A 17,558-nucleotide genomic window follows, 5' to 3' on the forward strand; every position below is an offset into this window, starting at 1 on the left:
AAATACTTTTCCTCCTCCTCTTAAACTGACTAAATACTGGAACGAATATCCCTTTTTAGATGTTGAGATCCTCGAAAATTCAAAAAGTGAAATCCATGATTTTTCTCTTGTTTCTTACAGCTTCGTTCTCCGTTTTTCTAATAAATGATTTTAAGCAAAAACAGACAGTTTCGCTTCAATTTCTTCGCTCGTTAGTTGATGTTCTTTGATATAACGATTTTGAGGATGTTGTGCACAGGCAACAGAACAAGAACCCAAATGTTTTTCTTCATTCTCTACAGATGTGAGGAACTGCCGATTGCATTCGGGATTGCCACAATTGATATAGCGCTCGCATGGCGTACCATCAAACCAATCTTTCCCAACAATTTGCTTGTCGACCTGATTGATATCTACTGCGATCCGTTCATCAAAGACATACATTTTTCCATCCCACAACTCTCCTTGGACTTCAGGATCTTTACCATATGTTACAATGCCGCCGTGAAGTTGACCAACGTTCTTGAAGCCTTCTCTGACAAGCCAGCCAGAAAATTTTTCGCAACGAATCCCTCCGGTACAATAAGTAACCACACGTTTTTCCATAAATTCTTCTTTATGTGCTTGCATCCACTCTGGCAATTCTCTAAAGCTGCGGATATCTGGGCGAACAGCACCGCGGAAATGACCAAGGTCATATTCGTAGTCGTTTCTTGCGTCGATCACTACTGTATCTTCGTCCAAGATTGCTTCTTTGAATTCTTTTGGTGAAAGATACGCACCCGTTATTTCTTTAGGATCGACATCTTCTTCCAATTTAAGTGAAACAAGTTCCGGACGTGCTCGAACAAACATCTTTTTAAACGCATGCCCTTCACTAGGATCGATTTTGAAAAAGGTATCTGAGAAACGGGCATCTGCCTTCATCGCTTCCATATATTTTTCTGTATCTTCGATCGTTCCAGAAAGAGTGCCATTGATTCCTTCATGCGCAACTAAGATTCTGCCTTTTAGATTCAATGACTTGCAAAAAGCAAGATGGTCTTTCGCAAATTCTTCGGGATCAGTAATTGTCGTATAATTATAGTAGAGTAATACTTGGTAGTTCATTTTTTTCTTCCTTCCTTCTATTCCTTCTAAAATAGTATAAAAAAGGAAGTGTACTTTGACGATTTTTATGCTTGTGTATTACTGTTCAAACTCAAAGTTTACATAATATAATTATTGTTTTTTATTTGATAATTGACCACAAAATTTTAGGCTATATATAGATTGTAACCCGTACACTCAATCCATCACAGTCTGTCTGTGGAAAACAGGAAAAAAAGACCACCAACATATATTCTTGGCAGTCTACTTTTCACAAATAGAGCGATGGTTTATTCTTTTCCTGTCACAGCAAAGTAATTGCCGTCAGGGTCAGCAAAATTAAAGACATACTCTTCACCAATACGAACAAGGTCACCTAATGTAACACCGTATTCTTGCATCTTTTTATATAAGCCGAAAATATCTTGACTATAAAACATCAAAGAAGGTGAACTTCCAGCTGTTTCAGGTGAATGCTGTTCGATGAACGCACGATCATACAACACGAAAGATGTCGATGCATCGTCTGTGGCAGCCACCTCAACGATCAATGTACCATCCATTTCTTGACGATCTATTTCTTTAAACCCGACAGCTGTCCAAAATGCTGTATTTTTTTCTACATCATCGACATACAACATGATTTTCAATTCATTGGTAAACATACTTTCCCTCCACATTTCTCTAAAAAAGAGCCATAATCTCATCCAGTTTAGCATACAGCCTATTAAAAATCTATGCTTACCAGTCCTTCAAATTTTATCCTAAAACGTAAGAATTCCTTATCCCAAAAACTGGCCGTCCATGTTGATTCTCTTTCCTCAAAACGTGTTATTGATAAAGATAAAGAACTTCGTCTTACTTTAAAAAGAAAGCTTGATTTCTTTGCAAAATTTTGTTCGTACATATACAGCTTACTTGCAAGAATCAACAATCTAAGCTAATATATTGAATTGCTTCAAAAGTTGAGACGTGCTTACTCCCTTCTAGGGATAAAGCGATGAACCAAAGGCATCACCCCTTTTTCAAGAGATTAGCCACCATCTTTTTACTTTTCTACTTTACTAGTATATCATAATCGAAACAAAAATAAGACAAAAAACAGGACAAATCACCTGGAAATCCCATTATCTCGGTGCTCTATCGTACCTTATCGTATTTTAACTTATTTAATATTTAGCCTACTGAATTTATGAGTTCTAATTGCTGAATAGTTACTGATGATTCCAAAAATCTTTCTACAATTCTGGACTTTTTTAATTTAAATATGACTTGAGTCCTTTAAAAATTTTTGAGTTTGCTGTAGATGAATTCCACTTTTTCACTTTTCGGAATAATTAAAATGATTCTAACAATAGATTGAGATATGACAAACATCGATGCGTTGAAATTGATCAAAGGATTCATAAAAAAGCATGACTCGAACGGACAATTTCTGTCTCACTCAGTCATGCTTTTCTTTTAATATTTAAGCATTTACGTCGATTACTTTTGAATCATCTTTAATTGTATCTCGATCTAGATCTTTGATCCTTGCACTTGTAACGATTCCGGCAACCATACTACCACTGACATTTGTTGCTGTCCGGGCCATATCAATCAATGGTTCTACGGAGATCACTAAGCCAACGATTGCAACTGGTAAGTTCATCGCACCTAATACGATCAATGAAGCAAATGTTGCTCCACCACCGACACCAGCAACACCAAATGAACTGATCGTTACAATTGCTACCAACATCAAAATGAATTCTAAACTAAAGACATTGATTCCAGCAGCTGGTGCAACGATGGTTGCTAACATAGCTGGATAGACACCAGCACAGCCGTTCTGACCAATAGATAACCCAAAACTAGCAGAAAAGTTTGCAGTGGCTTCATCTACACCTAGCGCTTTTGTCTGCGTTTCAATATTCAATGGCAAAGCGCCTGCACTTGAACGGGATGTAAATGCAAAACTTAAGACAGGGAATGCTTTTTTGAAATAATCGATCGGATTCACTTTTACAGAAATCAAAATCAGTGAATGAACGACCAAAACAGCTAATAACGCAACATACGATGCCAATACAAATTTCCCTAAGTTGACGATCGCAACGAAATCGCTAGTTGCTAATACGTTCGTCATCAATGCAAAAACTCCATAAGGTGTCAAACGTAAGACTAATGTGACGATCCGCATCACGATTTTATATAAGCTATCAATCAAATTTGAAAAGAATTCTGCTTCTTTTGGTGCTTTTCTTTTTACTCCTAAGTAGGCGATCCCTACAAAGGCAGCAAAAATAACGACGCCGATCGTACTTGTTGCACGTGTCCCAGCTAGATCTGCAAAAACATTCTTAGGAATAAAAGATAGGATCTGTTGGGGAATCGTCAAGCCGCTTACCGCTTCTTGTCTTGTGGCTAATTCAGAGATACGAGCGGTTTCCGCAGTACCTTCTGTGAATTTTGCTCCTTGAAGACCAAAAAGCATCGTTGTACCAATCCCAATCAACGCTGCGATGGCAGTCGTCGCTAATAACGAAGTTAAAACAGTTGCACTGATTTTCCCTAATTTTTCAGAGACTTTCATTTTAGTAAATGCGCCAACGATCGACACAAACACTAATGGCATGATCAACATTTGTAAGAAGCCCACATAGCCTTCCCCTACGATATTGATCCATTGCATCGATTGACTCACAACTGGGTCATCTACTCCGAAAATCAATTGTAATAAGCCACCAAAAACGATACCGATAGCTAGTGCCGTATAGACACGTGTTGAAAATTTTGTATGGCGCTTTTGCATTCGATAAAACACATATAATAATGCCGCAAAAACTAGAACCACTAAAACTGTGATGAGTGTTGTCATTTTTCTCCTCCTCTAATTTTGAATGACAAGTCCATCGAAGGAAGTAAAGGTTCCCGAAAATGACTCTTCAGACATTTTCCTGAAAAAAATTTTTTCAGTGACTTAACCATTTTAGACTATTCAAGAAGAAATAACAGTTATTTTGCTTACAATTAGTAATAGAAAAAATGATCAGCGATAGCTTTTAACTATCACTGATCATTTTACGCTTCTTTTTCAGATTGAAAATTCAGTTTCACACCTGGTTGGTCCAAGGCAATCTCAGTCACTTCATATGCTAATCGTTTAACGATATCAAATAACGGAGCGACCAATTGATCGACCTCTTCTTGTGTTACATCACTTTGACCCTCGATTTTACGATTGAGGACATGGTTGATTTGACTTACACTTCCAGATAAAACATATGTATCGAAAACCAATCGAAACTCTAACCGAGCTCCTACGATACTGTGCTCTTTCGGATAGTTTTCAATGGTTTCCTTTAACGGTGAAAATCCTACCTTCAAGTCTGTTTCTACCTCTTGATCTTTTGGCTTCATATCATAATGAAATGACTCCACTACTTCTTTTTGTCTTCTGATTTCCATGTAATCACTCCTTTCCCAAATTATAACATACCTGTGATTGAAGAGGGATACTTATTTGTGAGCTCCCTCTAAATCGCAAGGATTTTCCTCAAGTCATCAATAACATAATCTGCAGGGATTTCTCCGAGAAAATGATCGATATCATATAGACAAGTGAGAACCCCTGCCCGTTTTCCAGCCTCGATATCTAAACGCCGATCACCAATCATCATCGTTTCTGATTTTTGCATCTCGAAACGTTCGATCAGATAATTCAAGGAGTCAGGGGAAGGCTTGCGGGGAAAATTCTGATTGATCCCGACAACTTCTTCAATCAGATCTGTCAGCCCGTAATTTCCAAGCAATTCCCATGTTGATTCCGTGAGACGATGGGTCAGAATAAAATGTCTAGCCCCATGTTTTTTCAATGAACGCAAGACTTCTTCAGTTGCTGCAAATGGTTGTGGTTTCAAAGAACTTTCACGTTCATAGTGATGGAATAACGGAGTGAATTCCTCTTCTTCAAGCTGATATTCCTCTCTAAGCTGACGGGTAGAAAATTTCTTCATTGTTTGGTAAATCTCTCTAGGATCTTTGGTGATTCCAAAATCTTGAAGCGCTTTTGCTGCTCCTTCAACCATTGCTGGATAACTATCATATAATGTTCCGTCAAAATCCCAGATGTAATTCTTGATTTCCATGTGATTCTTTCCTTTATACAGTATTTTGCCGCTCGATTTTTATAAAAGAGACTTCTCGATGATTTCCAACTGATCATTGAACGTGTACTGGATGGGTTGCGCATTTGGGATATCAATTGTATCCATCTGGTCTTCTGGCACATTTTCCAGATACTTCGTCAACGCCCGCAAGCTATTGCCATGTCCAACGACTAAAATGTTTTGCTGATCCAATAACCGTGGCGCCAAGTTGTCTTGCCATAATGGGATCACCCGTTCAACGGTCATCTCTAAACTTTCACCGTGGGAGATCAATCGTGGGTCAAGCTGGTCGTATCTGCGATCAAAGTGGTTTTCGGCTGCTAATGGTGGGACTTCTTTATACCCTCTGCGCCACTTTTTCACTTGTTCTGCACCAAACTCGGCTTTCATTTTCTCTTTGTTTTTCCCAACTAAAGCACCATAATGACGTTCATTCAATCGCCAAGTCTTATCAACAGGAAGATACAGTTGTCCCATTTCCTCTAATGCCACTTGGGAAGTTTTGATAGCCCTTTTTAACACAGACGTATAGACGTGATCGAAAAACAAATCATTTTCTTTCATCTTACGACCAGCAGTCCTTGCTTGTTCCATTCCTTTTTCAGTCAGTGCGACATCAAGCCAGCCTGTCCATTAATTTTCAAAATTTGCTTCACTTTCACCATGTCTTAATAATACTAGTTTCATCCCATTCCCACCTAAACTTTCGTTTCAAATTGAGTACCGCATTTTTTACAAGTCACACGTATCCGCCCTTTTCCTTTAGGTGCTCTTTGATTTTGATGACAAGTTGGACAAGCAAAGAATGTATAGTGACTCACAGTCGTTTTCTTTGGTTGTTTGCTTGAAAACCGGTGTGCTTTCTCTTTTATCTGTTCAGCAAACTTCAAGAAACGCTGATTTTCATTCAGCCTTGGATAGATTTTCGTTGAAAGGAAACGATAAAGGATTACTCCTATCAAAAGAGCAAAAACGAAATAGCCGATAAAAAAAGGTAGCCATCTACGGAATAAACTGAACAACAATGCCCCAATCAGCAATAATCGATTCAGCGCATCGAACTTCCCATATCTCCCTTGCATCAGTCGATTGTAATTTCTTCTTAATTTTATTATACGTTCAAACCAAATTTGTGCCATAAGAATTCCTCCCATTCTTGTCTATTATGTCAAAAAAAGCAAAAAAGGAAAAGGCTCAATTAGCCTTTTCCAATGTCAAACGATGAAAAGCATTTCGATTTTTGGTAAAATCAATGACGATGACTTTCTTCTCATCTTCTCTTTTCACCACACGAAACGTGTCGTTTAAAGGAAGCGTCAGTTTTTTCGAAGGCACTTCTTTCAAGCGTAAAAAGCGTCTAATCAGTGAAATCAGTTGAGGAAACTGTATAGAGGTGTGCAGTAGTTCTGGATGTTTCTTTAGCAATTGTGTTGTTTTCAATAGATTTCGTTTTTTTCCGATTTCTTTTAGGAAACTTTTTAAAATCTTCTGCTGTCTTTGAAAGATGGAAAAAGAATTTTTTTCGTCCAACTGATAACGCATCTGATCTTGTAATTCTTGATCTGTCAGATGGATTTGCTGTTGGTTCTCTTTTATTGTCATCCCATTAGGAAACAATTCAAATACGACCTGATCCCAGCTCTCTAATGAAAGCTCAAGGTAATCTTTGACTGACAACTCCAGTTCTTTATTGAAAAAAGCTAAGATAGCATCCAGTCCTTCTGATCGATAAATTTCTCCCAAAGTCAAGCCTTCTAAATGGAATTCTGGCGAAAAATGCAACAGCGTTTTATCTTCAGTTAATTGAACATAAAGAAAGGTTGAACGTTCAATGGCTTTGTCCTTTAAAACAACTAAAAAATTCATTTTACTCCTCCTTTATCTACTTTAAAATAGCATATTCAAAGGAAGTTGTCTGGAAAAAAGAGAGGGATTTCATAAAAATTTAGTAATTTGCTTGTCTGTGCTTTTTCCCTAAATTTAGAATATTTTACTTATGAATCATCTTCTAGTAATTCTTTCATGCCGATCGATATCACTGCCAGCATGAATTTTGCTCGAATCCTTCCTTCACTTAGTTCTTCCACCTGTTTTACCATGACATGGATCGCCGGTTCAGCAAAACCCACTAGAAAACCCATGATAAAGCCTAACGGAATCAATAGATGATTCTGTTCAATTGCAGCAATCGCGCTTCCTAAATGCTGTCCCACCGGCACATAGGCCATATTGACACCATACAAAAACAAAACCAATCCAATCGTTGTGATCAAAAAAACTTTAAGAATATTCCAGAACCATTTTCTGCGTATACGGAAACTAAAAAAATTCAGCAAAATAAATAGCAGAACAATTGGTAAAATTTCTAAGACCACTTTGTACAGGATCACCTCGATCCCAGCAAATAATTGTTGGATCTTACTCATTGGAAAATCACCCCCAAGATCATCACTGCTAGTATCGGACCTCAAGAAGCAATGCCGACCATGCCATGCCAAAGCTATCATTTTCGTTTTTGCTTTGCCGGATCATACTCGTCATCCCTCCAGCTAATGCTAAAATAAAAGGAACTTTGACAGGACCAGTCGTCACACCACCAGAATAGAATGCAATCGGCATGAATTCAGTAGTGGTAAAAAAAGATGCAATCAGCACATCTAAATAACCGATTGCCATCAAGCGATAATAAGATACTTTGAATACGACACGTAATAGAGCAAAAGCTAAAAAGACCCCCGTTCCGATACTCACGATCCCAATAAAAAGCAATTGGCCAATCTCACCATCTACGATCTCATACACCTGCTGTCCCAATACTTGAACAGAAGGCTCCGCAATAGTGATAACGATTCCGATAATGAAGCCTAAACTGATCAAAATCGGTAGATTCCGTTTCTTGATCAGGTATTTACCGACCAAGTCGCCAACTTTCATCATTGAATAGTCTACACCAAACAAGAATAATGTCATACCGATCATCATAATCGCCGCTCCAAATAGAAACGAACCCATCTCTTCTGAAGTGAGTGGAGCAAATATAACTGTTAAAATAACTATCAACATAGTCGTCGGTACTATTGCTGTGATAACTTCTTTAAATTTTTTTAGCATGTATCCTCTTCCTTTATTCCATTCTACCTGATATTCAGCCAATTACCGAGTACAAAGAGAAAACGTTCACATTTTATTCGAGAATTACTTATCGATTTTTTTATAACAAAAATTTTAGTGGAGTGACAAATTTTAATGATGACACATTAGGGTCAAAAGATTTATTAGACACTGGCATACTCGTCTACTCGCAAAATAAGTCGAATAATCCTGAAAATAGAAAAAGATATTCTCAGATTATTCGACTTATTCATTTGCGTATCCATGCTCTTTTCATTGACACTTATTTTACAGAACCGATCATCCTGCACGAACTGCTTTTGTAAAACAAAGAATACGATAGCAGTCGGTAACGTTACAATCACTAGCCCAGCCATGATCATGCCGTAATCTGGTGTATAAGAAGCATCCATTGCTGACAATACTAACGGAACTGTACGTTTGTCTGGTGATTGCAAAGCAACCAAAGGCCATAAATAATTGTTCCAACTACTCATAAAGGTAATGATCGCCGCAGCTGCGTATGTGTTCTTAGCCGTTGGCAAATAGACTCGAAAGAAGATACTTAACTCTTTTAGTCCATCCAATCGTGCAGCTTCGACTAAGTCTTTCGGAAAGGACTTTGCATTTTGACGGAAAAAGAAAATCAAAAATGCTGTACTCACGGAAGCAAGAATCACTACTAAGAAACTGTTGATGCCTAAAACTGTGCCATTCAATTGTGAAAACATCCGATAGAGCGGGATCATCAACGCCGCAAAAGGCACCATCATCGATAAAAGCAAAATATTGAATACTTTTTCTTTTCGCTTGCTTTTATAAATCTCAAATCCATACCCTGCCATAGAAGAGATCAACAGCGCAAAAACTGTTGTGACGACTGCGATCATCACAGAATTTCCTAAGGAGCGCATAAAATTCAAGTCATTTGAAAAAAGGTTTTGAAATTTGACGATCAGATTGTCGCCGATTTTTAATTTTCCTCCCGAAATATCGATTGCTGTATTGGTCATTCCCAAAATCATCCATACAAAGGGAAAGATGGAAATAAACGAGATGATACTTAAAGCGGTGTATTTGAACAAAAAGAACTTGTTTTCGTTTTTTCAACGTTTTTTACTACTTCATTCCTTTGAACGACTTCTTTCATCGACTTTCCCTTCCAACCTTAGTTTGTATAATTGATAAAAGTACGATAAAAATTACGATGACAAACGAAACAAACTTAAGGACAATAAAAAAAGCGTTGGTTCGCTACCTGTTCAACACGTGAGAACAAGGTAGCGTGCCAATGCTTTAATTGAGCGCGAGACAAAAGTAAGAAACATTTTTGTCTCATTCTTTAAAAACGGATAAATGGTGGGAGCAGAAGCAACTCCTTCTTAAATAAGCCGAAATTCACAAAAATTTGAAAAGCAATTTTCATTGATTTCTTCTTATTTCTCGGAATTAAACACTTTTGTCCCAACCTCTTTTTCGATGAACTAAACAGATCATTTCCAGACTTCTTCTGCAATACTTTTGACGAATGCCAGCTTTTCCCATTGTTCCTCTTCAGTCAATATATTGCCTTCTTCAGTAGACGCAAAGCCACATTGTGGGCTAAGGCATAATCGATCTAAAGGCAGATATCGAGTTGCTTCGTAAATGCGTTCGATGATTTTCTGGCGATCTTCTAGTTTCCCACTTTTGGTAGTGATTAGTCCTAAAACCACTAACTTATCCTCGGATACGTTGACAAGTGGTTCAAAGCCACCTGAACGTTTACTATCGTATTCCAAATAATACGCTTGGACATTTTCTTGCGTGAATAAAGGATCTGCCACATCCTCATACCCACCAGCTGCAGCCCATGTCGAGTGATAATTTCCGCGACAAACATGCGTGTTCAGCGTCAAATCGTCTGGCTGATCTGCTAAAACAGCGTTGTTGATCGTTAGGTACAGTTGCGCTAACTCCTTGCGCACTTCTCGTTCATCCTGTTGCTTTTCTGCTAAAAAGCCTTTAGGTAAAGGAGCAACTAATATGCCCCACGTGCAATCATCCAATTGGATCGTGCGGGCTCCGGCTTGATAAAGGTCCGCGATTACTTGGCGGTAAGCTGCAACGATGTCTTTGATCAATTCGTCATTTTCTGGATAGATTTCTCGAATCTTTGGTAAAATATCCGGACGAAGCAGTTCCACTAAAATTTGAGCAGGAGCAGGAATCGTTTGTTTTACTTCGATCCCGGCGCTAGTATGCTCACGAGTAAACCGAAAATGGTCAATAAACGGATGTTCTTCTCCTGAAATCTTGCCAGTGACAGTAATCGTTCCAGGACGTGTTTCTTCTCCATGGAAAAAGTAGCCATGTTCTGGCACAAAAAACTCAATTCCCTTTAGTCCATAGAAGAAATCCAAATGCCACCAACTTCTGCGGAATTCTCCATCTGTCACAGCCTTCAAGCCAAGAGCCTCTTGTTTTTCGATCAAGTCGATGATGGCTTCATCTTCTACTTTCGTCAATTCTGCTTGACTTATTTTTTGTTTGTTAAAGTCCTCTCTTGCTTGTTTCAATTTTTCTGGTCTTAAAAAACTCCCTACAATATCATAACGAAATGGTGATGTTCTACGTGTTGTCATGTGTTTTCCTCCTCTTTAACAAATGCGCATGAAGTTTCACGGACCAAAATGAAAAAAGCACCCGTCCCTTTTATCCATTACAGATAAAAGGGACGAATGCTTCGTGTTACCACCCTGATTCACATTATTCTCGCAAACAATGTCTCAACAGTACCTAAGATACTCGGCAAGATAACGGTCACAATCCGTTTGATTTGCGTGAACAAATCAAAATGCTCAGAGTTCATCTTCACTGACGAAAGGATCTCCTTTTTCACCCACCGGATTCTCTTTCTTCCTTCATCATTCAGCCACTCTTCTCTTCAATGCTTCATTATTTGCTAATTAATATCCCACTTTCTTATCAGATTGTCAATGCTTTTTTCATTTTTCTTCAAAGAAAACATCCCTATCACATAAGCTCTAGCCATGCTTGGTAGTATTCCTCGAACACATCTTTCTTCGTTGTATTCGTCAATAAATATTGACCGATTACTCTTTCGGATTTTAGGCCCCGTTTTTCTAATTCATTTTCAACCAGATCGATATTGTTATTTTTAGTGTTCCCGACTTCGACTTTCAGCAAAAAACGACGATATTTTTTGGCTGGGTCTTTTCGCCAAACGGTTTTAGACATGGGCAGAGCATTCGTCTGTTCGTTTGTACAAAAGCCATAGATCATTTCATCACTGATCGAAAAGTCAAAGACACTGCCAAAACTGGCATACGTTTCTAAATAAGCTTTCGAATCTAAAATATCGTCAGAATCAACGGCAACGATAGCCTCAAAAGGCGGCGTTTCTTCTGGAAGATCACTGTTTTGGTGTGCAAGCATGAGCTTCAATTGCTCTTTTCGTTTCAAGATTTCCTCATGCTTCTTTTGCAACCCTACTTTTTCCAGATAGATCCTTTGTTCTGTTTGAGTAATCGTTTCATAGTGTTCTTCCAGCGTTTTTCCATATAAATTTTGCATTTGTTTGATTGGAACATCAAGCTTTCGGTAAAAATCAATGTCATAGATTTGGAAAATAGCATCAATATCAAACAGTCGATAATCATTTTCCTCATGTCGGCTCGAATGGATCAAGCCTTGCTCGTCCCAATACCGAATCGTCGACTTTGGCACATTCAACAATTTGGATACTTCCCCGATCGTATACAGTTTTTCCATATTCTCACCCCATTTGCAGTTTAACTTTTTTTCCATTGACCTTCAAGCAACTTGAAGGTGTAGAATTCATATTTGTCAGAAAAAAAGGAGGAAAATATATGCAATTACTAAAACAATTTATACAGAAGAATAAAAAAATCGTTTTTTTCACTTTTTTATTTATCTGTTTGCAGATCATCGGAACCCTTGGCGTTCCCAAACTAGTCGCAACACTGATCGATGTTGGCATTGCCAGTGGTGAGAAAACGAAAATCTATGCGATTGGCGGGCAAATGCTGATTGTCGCATTATTCGGTTCACTGGCAGCAATTGCTTCCAGCTACTTTTCCGCACTAGTATCCGCTAAGTTTGGCTACCAAACACGTGAAAGATATTTTGCTAAGTTCCAGCAATTATCCATCAAAGATGCCGATCACTTTGGTACTGGTTCCCTGTTAACACGAATGACAAATGACGTGGACAACGTCCAACAGATGCTTGTCTTATTTTGTCAATTGATCTTGCCTGCACCGATCATTGCGGTCTTTACTTTGGTGATGATGTTCCAATACTCGTTTACCTTAACAATGATCACGTTAACTTCTGTCGTTGTTTATGCTGGGGTCATTTATTTTTTAATGAAAAAAGGTACGCCTCTTTCATTAAAAATCCAACCTAAAATGGACCGGATCACGATCACTTTAAGGGAGTTTTTTACTGGAGTCACCATGATCCGTGCATTCAACAATCAAGAGTATGAGGAACGACGGACAAATCAAACATTTGAAGAGTATGCGGACCAGATGATCAAAGTCAATCGGATATTCGCTTGGGTGACTCCAATTGCTTTCTTACTCATGGGGATCGTTTATAGTACTATTTTGTGGTTTGGTGGCACATTGGTAAGTAATGGTTCGCTCCAGATCGGGATCGTTACAGCAATCGTTGAATATTCGATGTTGACTCTAGCTTATTTGATGACAGCGGCGATGGTCCTAGTTGTCATCCCTAAATCTATTTCTTCTCTGAAAAGAATAGAAGAAATACTTGAGGCACCGATTGAAATCAAAGAACCTCAACAGCCAAAGAATGAGTCATTGTTTCTGACTGATGAGCCAATTTTGTCTTTTAAGCATGTTTCATTTAGTTATTCAAAAGATTCTGAACCTGTACTAGAAGATATACATTTTGATATTCTTAAAGGAAAAACAACTGCAATCGTAGGCGGTACTGGTTCCGGAAAAAGCACGATTGCTAAACTACTTCTACGTTTGAATGATACAACCAGTGGTGAAATCCTGCTTGGCGGTCAACCACTTCAAGAGTTGGAACAAACAATGATCCGTCAAATAATCAGTTATGTGCCTCAAAAAGCTTTCTTGTTCAGCGGAACCATTCGTTCAAATCTTGCCATGGGAAATGAAGAAGCATCAAGCGAGCAACTAAACCAAGCGCTGCGCATCTCTCAAATGGAAGAAGTCTTAGCTAAATTACCCGCTGGTCTAGATAGTTTTGTGGCTCAAGGAGGCGACAACTATTCGGGCGGACAAAAACAAAGAATGTGTATTGCCAGAGCATTGATCAAGCCGGCTGAGATTTATGTGTTTGATGATAGTTTTTCAGCACTAGATTACAAAACTGACGCTACTTTAAGACAGGCTTTACAAGATGAGATGTCGGATAAAACGCTCGTCATTGTCGCACAACGACTCAGCACGATCATGCACGCAGATACTATCATCGTTTTGGATAACGGTAAGATCGTTGGGGAAGGTACGCACGAACAACTACTCGCCAATTGCGATTCTTATCAGGAATTTGCGAAATCACAAGGAATAGTGAAGGAAGGGATAGCATGACGACAAACAAAATGAATATCAAAAAACAAAGTTTGATGCGTTTTTGGAAAATGATCCAAGCAGATCACCCTATTTTTTACGGCTTGCTTCTTTGCAGTTTGATCGGTAATTTGTTAATCGTCGCAATGCCGATGATCATGGGTATCGGCATCGACCAATTACTACAGCGAATCAGTGAAGTCGGCATGATGAACATGTCGCTTTCAGACATAAAAGATACCCTTTTGATGCCAGTCATATTACTGATTACCTTTTCTTTTCTCAGCAGTATCACTTCATTTATCCAAGAGCGGACAATGGCCACTTTAAGTGAAAAAATCGCCCTTACTGTTCGAAAAGAAATCACAAAAAAATTCAAAACACTACCGATGGCTTTCTTTGATCAACACCAGGTGGGCGAGATCATCAGTCGAACAACGACTGGATTGAATCAGGTATCTCAAGTCTTACTCACTGGGATCAACCAATTTTTCACGTCATTGGTGACGGTAACATTTTCTATTGTAATGTTATTTTACATCAATACAAAGTTGACATTACTCGTTATCCTATTGATTATTGGGAGTGCCTACGTAACCCACCGATTTGCAAATAAAAACAAACAGATCTCAGATAAAAATCAAGCAGAACTTGGCTCTTTGAACAATAAAATGGAAGAGTATCTTGCAGGAAATCTAGTGATCAAAACCTTTAATCAGCAGGATCAGGCCATCGAGTCGATACGCAAGATCAATCAAACGCACTATCAAGCCTTTAAAAAAGCACAATTTATGAACTTTGCGATTTATCCAGTCATTCGTCTAATGAATCAACTTGCTTTTATCGTTAGTGCCATTCTTGGAGGAAGTCTGGTTTTATCTGGTGGCATCACCCTCGGCCTACTGCAAGCATATCTCCAATACATCAATCAGATTTCAGAACCGATCTCCACTGCTTCTTACGTTATCAATGCCATCCAATCTGCGATGGCTGCGATCGAACGGATATTTGAGACCATGGATGAACCAAATGAGCTACCTGATAGTCAAGAACAACACCTCTCCCTCTCTTCACCTAAAGGAGCCATCGAATTTAAAGAGGTGCGCTTTGGCTATACTCCAGATAAACAATTGATGGATAATGTAACTATTTCGGTCAAACCTAAACAGACGATTGCGATCGTTGGCCCTACTGGAGCAGGAAAAACGACACTCGTGAACCTATTGATGCGTTTTTACGAATTAACAAAGGGGAAAATCGAGTTTGACCAGATTGATATCACCAAGTTATCAAGGAATGAGTTACGAAAGTATTTTGGGATGGTCTTACAGAATACTTGGTTGTTTGAAGGAACTGTTGCCGAGAATATCGCCTACGGGAAACGCCAAGCGACAAGAGCGCAGATCGTCCATGCAGCTGAAGTAGCGCAATGTGACCATTTCATTCGAACCTTACCAAACGGTTATGACACAATCATCTCAAGTGAAAACGGCACTCTCTCACAAGGTCAGCAGCAGCTTCTGACTATCGCTCGTGTCGTATTAGCTGATCCTGCTGTCGTAATCTTGGATGAAGCTACTTCTAGTGTAGATACACGAACAGAAGCATTGATCCAGCAAGCAATGAATGCCTTGACAGAAAACCGTACTAGCTTTGTGATCGCACATCGACTGTCTACCATTGAAAATGCGGATTTGATCCTCGTCATGGAAAACGGTGATATCGTGGAACAAGGCACTCATACGGAACTATTGAGCAAACCCACGCTCTATGCTAGCTTATATAACAGCCAATTTCAAACAACGTAAAGTAAACGGTAAAAACCGTTCATGGTTCTAAAAAAAATCGTTCTTACTTCAATCAAAAAAGCAAAAACATCAATGGACAGATCCCTTCTTTTTGGATCTGTTCATTGATGTTTTTGCTTTCTTTAATGGTGCGCCTCACCATTTAGTTCACTAATCATTGATATCTACTTGGGATAATTGCTGTTCAAATTGCCACGTCTCGCCATTATCGGTCGAGGTAAACAGACAAGCAAACATTTTCCCAATATCGATCGAATTTGCCTTCAGAAGATAAAATTTTGCTTCTAACTTATTTGCGCTGACTTGGGTCACCTCGTTCGGCGATTGGAACAAGTCCAGTCCTCCTGTTTGATAATCCGCAGGAATGGTCACAATAGATTCTTTGAACGACCTTCCGCCATTTGCTGTATAGTAGAGTTTTTCTCTGGTAGAAACAAAGCCGAGAGAAGTTGTTACAAAACTAACATTTTGGATTGGTTGATCGATCACTGTGCCCCCTGTTGATGTCCAAGACTTTCCTTTATCGTTTGTTGTATAGAGCTCTAAACTTTCTGCAGACATCCCATTGTCAGTAGGCAACATGACGATTCCTTGATCATCGTTCAAAAAAGTCGCTTTTCTATACCTCACACGTTCTCCATGATTCGTAATTAGATTTTTTCCCCAAGTCTTCCCAGCGTCAGTCGAAGTCAGCATATATACATCTTGCTGATCAGGTGAATAGAGAAACCAAGAAAAAACAGGAGATAGGTCAAATGTTTTATCCATCCAGTAACCAACTGGAATAGTTCCAGAAGTCAGTGTATAGTCTCCGAAGCGGACCCAGTCAAGCGCGAGAGGTACAAATCGCCACTGTTTGCCTTGATCTGTTGTCATATATAATTTTTTCGTCTCCTGATCAATCTTCAAGTCATTCGTTTAACTTGCCACCAATTGAACTTCTTTTTTTCTTTCAAGAGATTCCCATCATCGGACCGTTCTGAAGAATGTGTCACTGCGACTTTAGCGATCGTTGATCCATGTATCCCACTGATTGGACCTTCGGATGCGTAGAAAAAAGCCCCGCCTAGACCTAACAGCAACAACCCTGCTCCTAGTGCAAAATGCCGACTGAACACAGTTCTTATTTCAGGAACAGTTTCCATCGTTTCATCCGTTTATATAAAAATAGCGTACCGATCCATGCCATACCACTTGTAAATCCCCAAAAACAATGACACATCATCAATCGTTTTGGAAAGAAAAAAACAGTCCTTTTTTGCTACAGCCGTTTTCAGTTCATTCTTTTCAAACAAAAAAATAGAAGGAAGATCTTGCATAGGGGCTTTGGCACAAAAATGATTTTCTACTCGTTTTTCGATCCACTGGTCAAAGTGTCGTGAAATATAGTGATATCTTCCCCATAAAAAAGAAAACAATAAGAACAAAATCACCATGACAAAAAAACCACATGCTTTGGAAAATCCATAGAGATTCGTTACACGATCGATCGAAGAATAAGAAATCCCTCTATTTAGTAGATACTGATAGACGACTCCCGCAAGTCCATAAAAAAAGAACAGTGCTCCGATAAAATAAAACCCCAACATTACACTCATTTTTCTCGTTTGCTTCTTGATAATCATCATTATTTTTTGTTTGGTGGAAAGTAATTCAATAATCAATAGTTCATTGTCCATAAAAGAGGCTGGGATAGAAGTGTTTAACTCCGAGAAATAAGAAGAAATTAACGAAAATTGCTTTTCAAATTTTTATGAATTTCGGCTTATTTAAGAAGGAGTTGCTTCTGCTCCCACCGTTTATTCGTTTTAAAGTATGAGACAAAAGTG

At 38.7% G+C, this 17,558-nt stretch carries 14 protein-coding genes and 6 pseudogenes; 3 read left to right on the forward strand and 17 right to left on the reverse strand.

What is annotated here, in order from left to right:
- Positions 1-150: 150 nt before the first annotated feature.
- The 14 genes and pseudogenes from trhO to IGI47_RS08815 form a co-directional block, all read right to left on the reverse strand.
- Positions 151-1,089: an oxygen-dependent tRNA uridine(34) hydroxylase TrhO gene (gene trhO, locus IGI47_RS08750; RefSeq protein ID WP_438783961.1), complete on the reverse strand. Its 939-nt coding sequence runs from the start codon at positions 1,087-1,089 to the stop codon at positions 151-153.
- A 269-nt stretch (positions 1,090-1,358) separates the two neighbouring features.
- A complete protein-coding gene (locus IGI47_RS08755; RefSeq protein WP_311931419.1) occupies positions 1,359-1,733 on the reverse strand; it encodes a VOC family protein in 375 nt (124 codons plus the stop codon).
- An 803-nt stretch (positions 1,734-2,536) separates the two neighbouring features.
- Positions 2,537-3,928, reverse strand: coding sequence for an L-cystine transporter (locus IGI47_RS08760; protein ID WP_438783962.1), 1,392 nt, complete (start codon positions 3,926-3,928; stop codon positions 2,537-2,539).
- A 203-nt stretch (positions 3,929-4,131) separates the two neighbouring features.
- Positions 4,132-4,518 carry a DUF1149 family protein gene (locus IGI47_RS08765; protein WP_005879896.1) on the reverse strand — a complete coding sequence of 129 codons (387 nt, stop codon included), beginning with the start codon at positions 4,516-4,518 and terminating at the stop codon, positions 4,132-4,134.
- 68 nt (positions 4,519-4,586) lie between these two features.
- Positions 4,587-5,192: an HAD-IA family hydrolase gene (locus IGI47_RS08770; RefSeq protein ID WP_311931453.1), complete on the reverse strand. Its 606-nt coding sequence runs from the start codon at positions 5,190-5,192 to the stop codon at positions 4,587-4,589.
- 45 nt (positions 5,193-5,237) lie between these two features.
- Positions 5,238-5,906 (reverse strand): annotated as a pseudogene (locus tag IGI47_RS08775) (2,3-bisphosphoglycerate-dependent phosphoglycerate mutase).
- 11 nt (positions 5,907-5,917) lie between these two features.
- Positions 5,918-6,358, reverse strand: coding sequence for a hypothetical protein (locus tag IGI47_RS08780; RefSeq protein WP_311931416.1), 441 nt, complete (start codon positions 6,356-6,358; stop codon positions 5,918-5,920).
- A 55-nt stretch (positions 6,359-6,413) separates the two neighbouring features.
- Positions 6,414-7,085, reverse strand: coding sequence for a hypothetical protein (locus IGI47_RS08785; RefSeq protein WP_438783963.1), 672 nt, complete (start codon positions 7,083-7,085; stop codon positions 6,414-6,416).
- A 155-nt stretch (positions 7,086-7,240) separates the two neighbouring features.
- A pseudogene (locus IGI47_RS08790) lies at positions 7,241-7,645 on the reverse strand (DUF1538 family protein); the annotation flags it as partial.
- Positions 7,642-8,330, reverse strand: a pseudogene (locus IGI47_RS08795) (DUF1538 domain-containing protein). The pseudogenes IGI47_RS08790 and IGI47_RS08795, both read right to left, overlap by 4 nt.
- Before the next feature lie 283 nt (positions 8,331-8,613).
- Positions 8,614-9,415: pseudogene (locus tag IGI47_RS08800) on the reverse strand (carbohydrate ABC transporter permease); the annotation flags it as partial.
- Positions 9,416-9,476: 61 nt separating this feature from the next.
- Positions 9,477-9,551, reverse strand: a pseudogene (locus IGI47_RS08805) (carbohydrate ABC transporter permease); the annotation flags it as partial.
- Between the two features lie 272 nt (positions 9,552-9,823).
- Positions 9,824-10,954, reverse strand: a complete 1,131-nt coding sequence (locus IGI47_RS08810; RefSeq protein WP_438783964.1) for a 5-methyltetrahydropteroyltriglutamate--homocysteine S-methyltransferase — start codon at positions 10,952-10,954, stop codon at positions 9,824-9,826.
- Positions 10,955-11,345: 391 nt separating this feature from the next.
- Complete coding sequence (locus tag IGI47_RS08815) at positions 11,346-12,104, reverse strand: MerR family transcriptional regulator (protein WP_438783965.1); 759 nt, start codon at positions 12,102-12,104, stop codon at positions 11,346-11,348.
- Between the two features lie 98 nt (positions 12,105-12,202).
- On the opposite strand from IGI47_RS08815, the gene IGI47_RS08820 reads away from it, so the two are divergent.
- Together IGI47_RS08820 and IGI47_RS08825 are read left to right on the forward strand one after the other, a co-directional pair.
- Entirely contained in the window at positions 12,203-13,942 is a 1,740-nt protein-coding gene (locus tag IGI47_RS08820) for an ABC transporter ATP-binding protein (protein ID WP_438783966.1), read from the forward strand.
- Entirely contained in the window at positions 13,939-15,729 is a 1,791-nt protein-coding gene (locus IGI47_RS08825) for an ABC transporter ATP-binding protein (protein WP_438783967.1), read from the forward strand. Before IGI47_RS08820 ends, IGI47_RS08825 begins: the two co-directional genes overlap by 4 nt.
- Before the next feature lie 150 nt (positions 15,730-15,879).
- Here the strand turns inward: IGI47_RS08825 and IGI47_RS08830 are convergent, their stop codons facing one another.
- Genes IGI47_RS08830 through IGI47_RS08840 form a run of 3 tightly spaced genes read right to left on the reverse strand, consistent with a single transcriptional unit; the run spans position 15,880 to position 17,393 of the window.
- Entirely contained in the window at positions 15,880-16,605 is a 726-nt protein-coding gene (locus IGI47_RS08830) for a WD40/YVTN/BNR-like repeat-containing protein (protein WP_438783968.1), read from the reverse strand.
- A gap of 29 nt (positions 16,606-16,634) precedes the next feature.
- A complete protein-coding gene (locus IGI47_RS08835; RefSeq protein ID WP_311930994.1) occupies positions 16,635-16,874 on the reverse strand; it encodes a hypothetical protein in 240 nt (79 codons plus the stop codon).
- A 12-nt stretch (positions 16,875-16,886) separates the two neighbouring features.
- The gene (locus IGI47_RS08840; RefSeq protein ID WP_438783970.1) at positions 16,887-17,393 is read right to left on the reverse strand and encodes a hypothetical protein; all 507 of its coding nucleotides are present in this window, start codon (positions 17,391-17,393) and stop codon (positions 16,887-16,889) included.
- Positions 17,394-17,425: 32 nt separating this feature from the next.
- Between IGI47_RS08840 and IGI47_RS08845 the strand changes: the two are divergent.
- Positions 17,426-17,548: pseudogene (locus tag IGI47_RS08845) on the forward strand (DUF3788 family protein); the annotation flags it as partial.
- Between the last annotated feature and the right edge of the window lie 10 nt (positions 17,549-17,558).

Origin of the sequence: Enterococcus sp. AZ191 (genome assembly GCF_051713845.1) — a bacterium.
Lineage (GTDB): Bacteria > Bacillota > Bacilli > Lactobacillales > Enterococcaceae > Enterococcus_B > Enterococcus_B durans.

Bases quoted from the DNA above. Each gene is read 5' to 3' on its own strand.
- IGI47_RS08820 (WP_438783966.1), top strand. From the start codon at position 12,203: ATGCAATTACTAAAACAATTTATACAGAAGAATAAAAAAATCGTTTTT.
- trhO (WP_438783961.1), bottom strand. From the start codon at position 1,089: ATGAACTACCAAGTATTACTCTACTATAATTATACGACAATTACTGAT.
- IGI47_RS08785 (WP_438783963.1), bottom strand. From the start codon at position 7,085: ATGAATTTTTTAGTTGTTTTAAAGGACAAAGCCATTGAACGTTCAACC.
- IGI47_RS08760 (WP_438783962.1), bottom strand. From the start codon at position 3,928: ATGACAACACTCATCACAGTTTTAGTGGTTCTAGTTTTTGCGGCATTA.
- IGI47_RS08810 (WP_438783964.1), bottom strand. From the start codon at position 10,954: ATGACAACACGTAGAACATCACCATTTCGTTATGATATTGTAGGGAGT.
- IGI47_RS08835 (WP_311930994.1), bottom strand. From the start codon at position 16,874: ATGGAAACTGTTCCTGAAATAAGAACTGTGTTCAGTCGGCATTTTGCA.
- IGI47_RS08830 (WP_438783968.1), bottom strand. From the start codon at position 16,605: ATGACAACAGATCAAGGCAAACAGTGGCGATTTGTACCTCTCGCGCTT.
- IGI47_RS08755 (WP_311931419.1), bottom strand. From the start codon at position 1,733: ATGTTTACCAATGAATTGAAAATCATGTTGTATGTCGATGATGTAGAA.
- IGI47_RS08815 (WP_438783965.1), bottom strand. From the start codon at position 12,104: ATGGAAAAACTGTATACGATCGGGGAAGTATCCAAATTGTTGAATGTG.
- IGI47_RS08765 (WP_005879896.1), bottom strand. From the start codon at position 4,518: ATGGAAATCAGAAGACAAAAAGAAGTAGTGGAGTCATTTCATTATGAT.
- IGI47_RS08780 (WP_311931416.1), bottom strand. From the start codon at position 6,358: ATGGCACAAATTTGGTTTGAACGTATAATAAAATTAAGAAGAAATTAC.
- IGI47_RS08825 (WP_438783967.1), top strand. From the start codon at position 13,939: ATGACGACAAACAAAATGAATATCAAAAAACAAAGTTTGATGCGTTTT.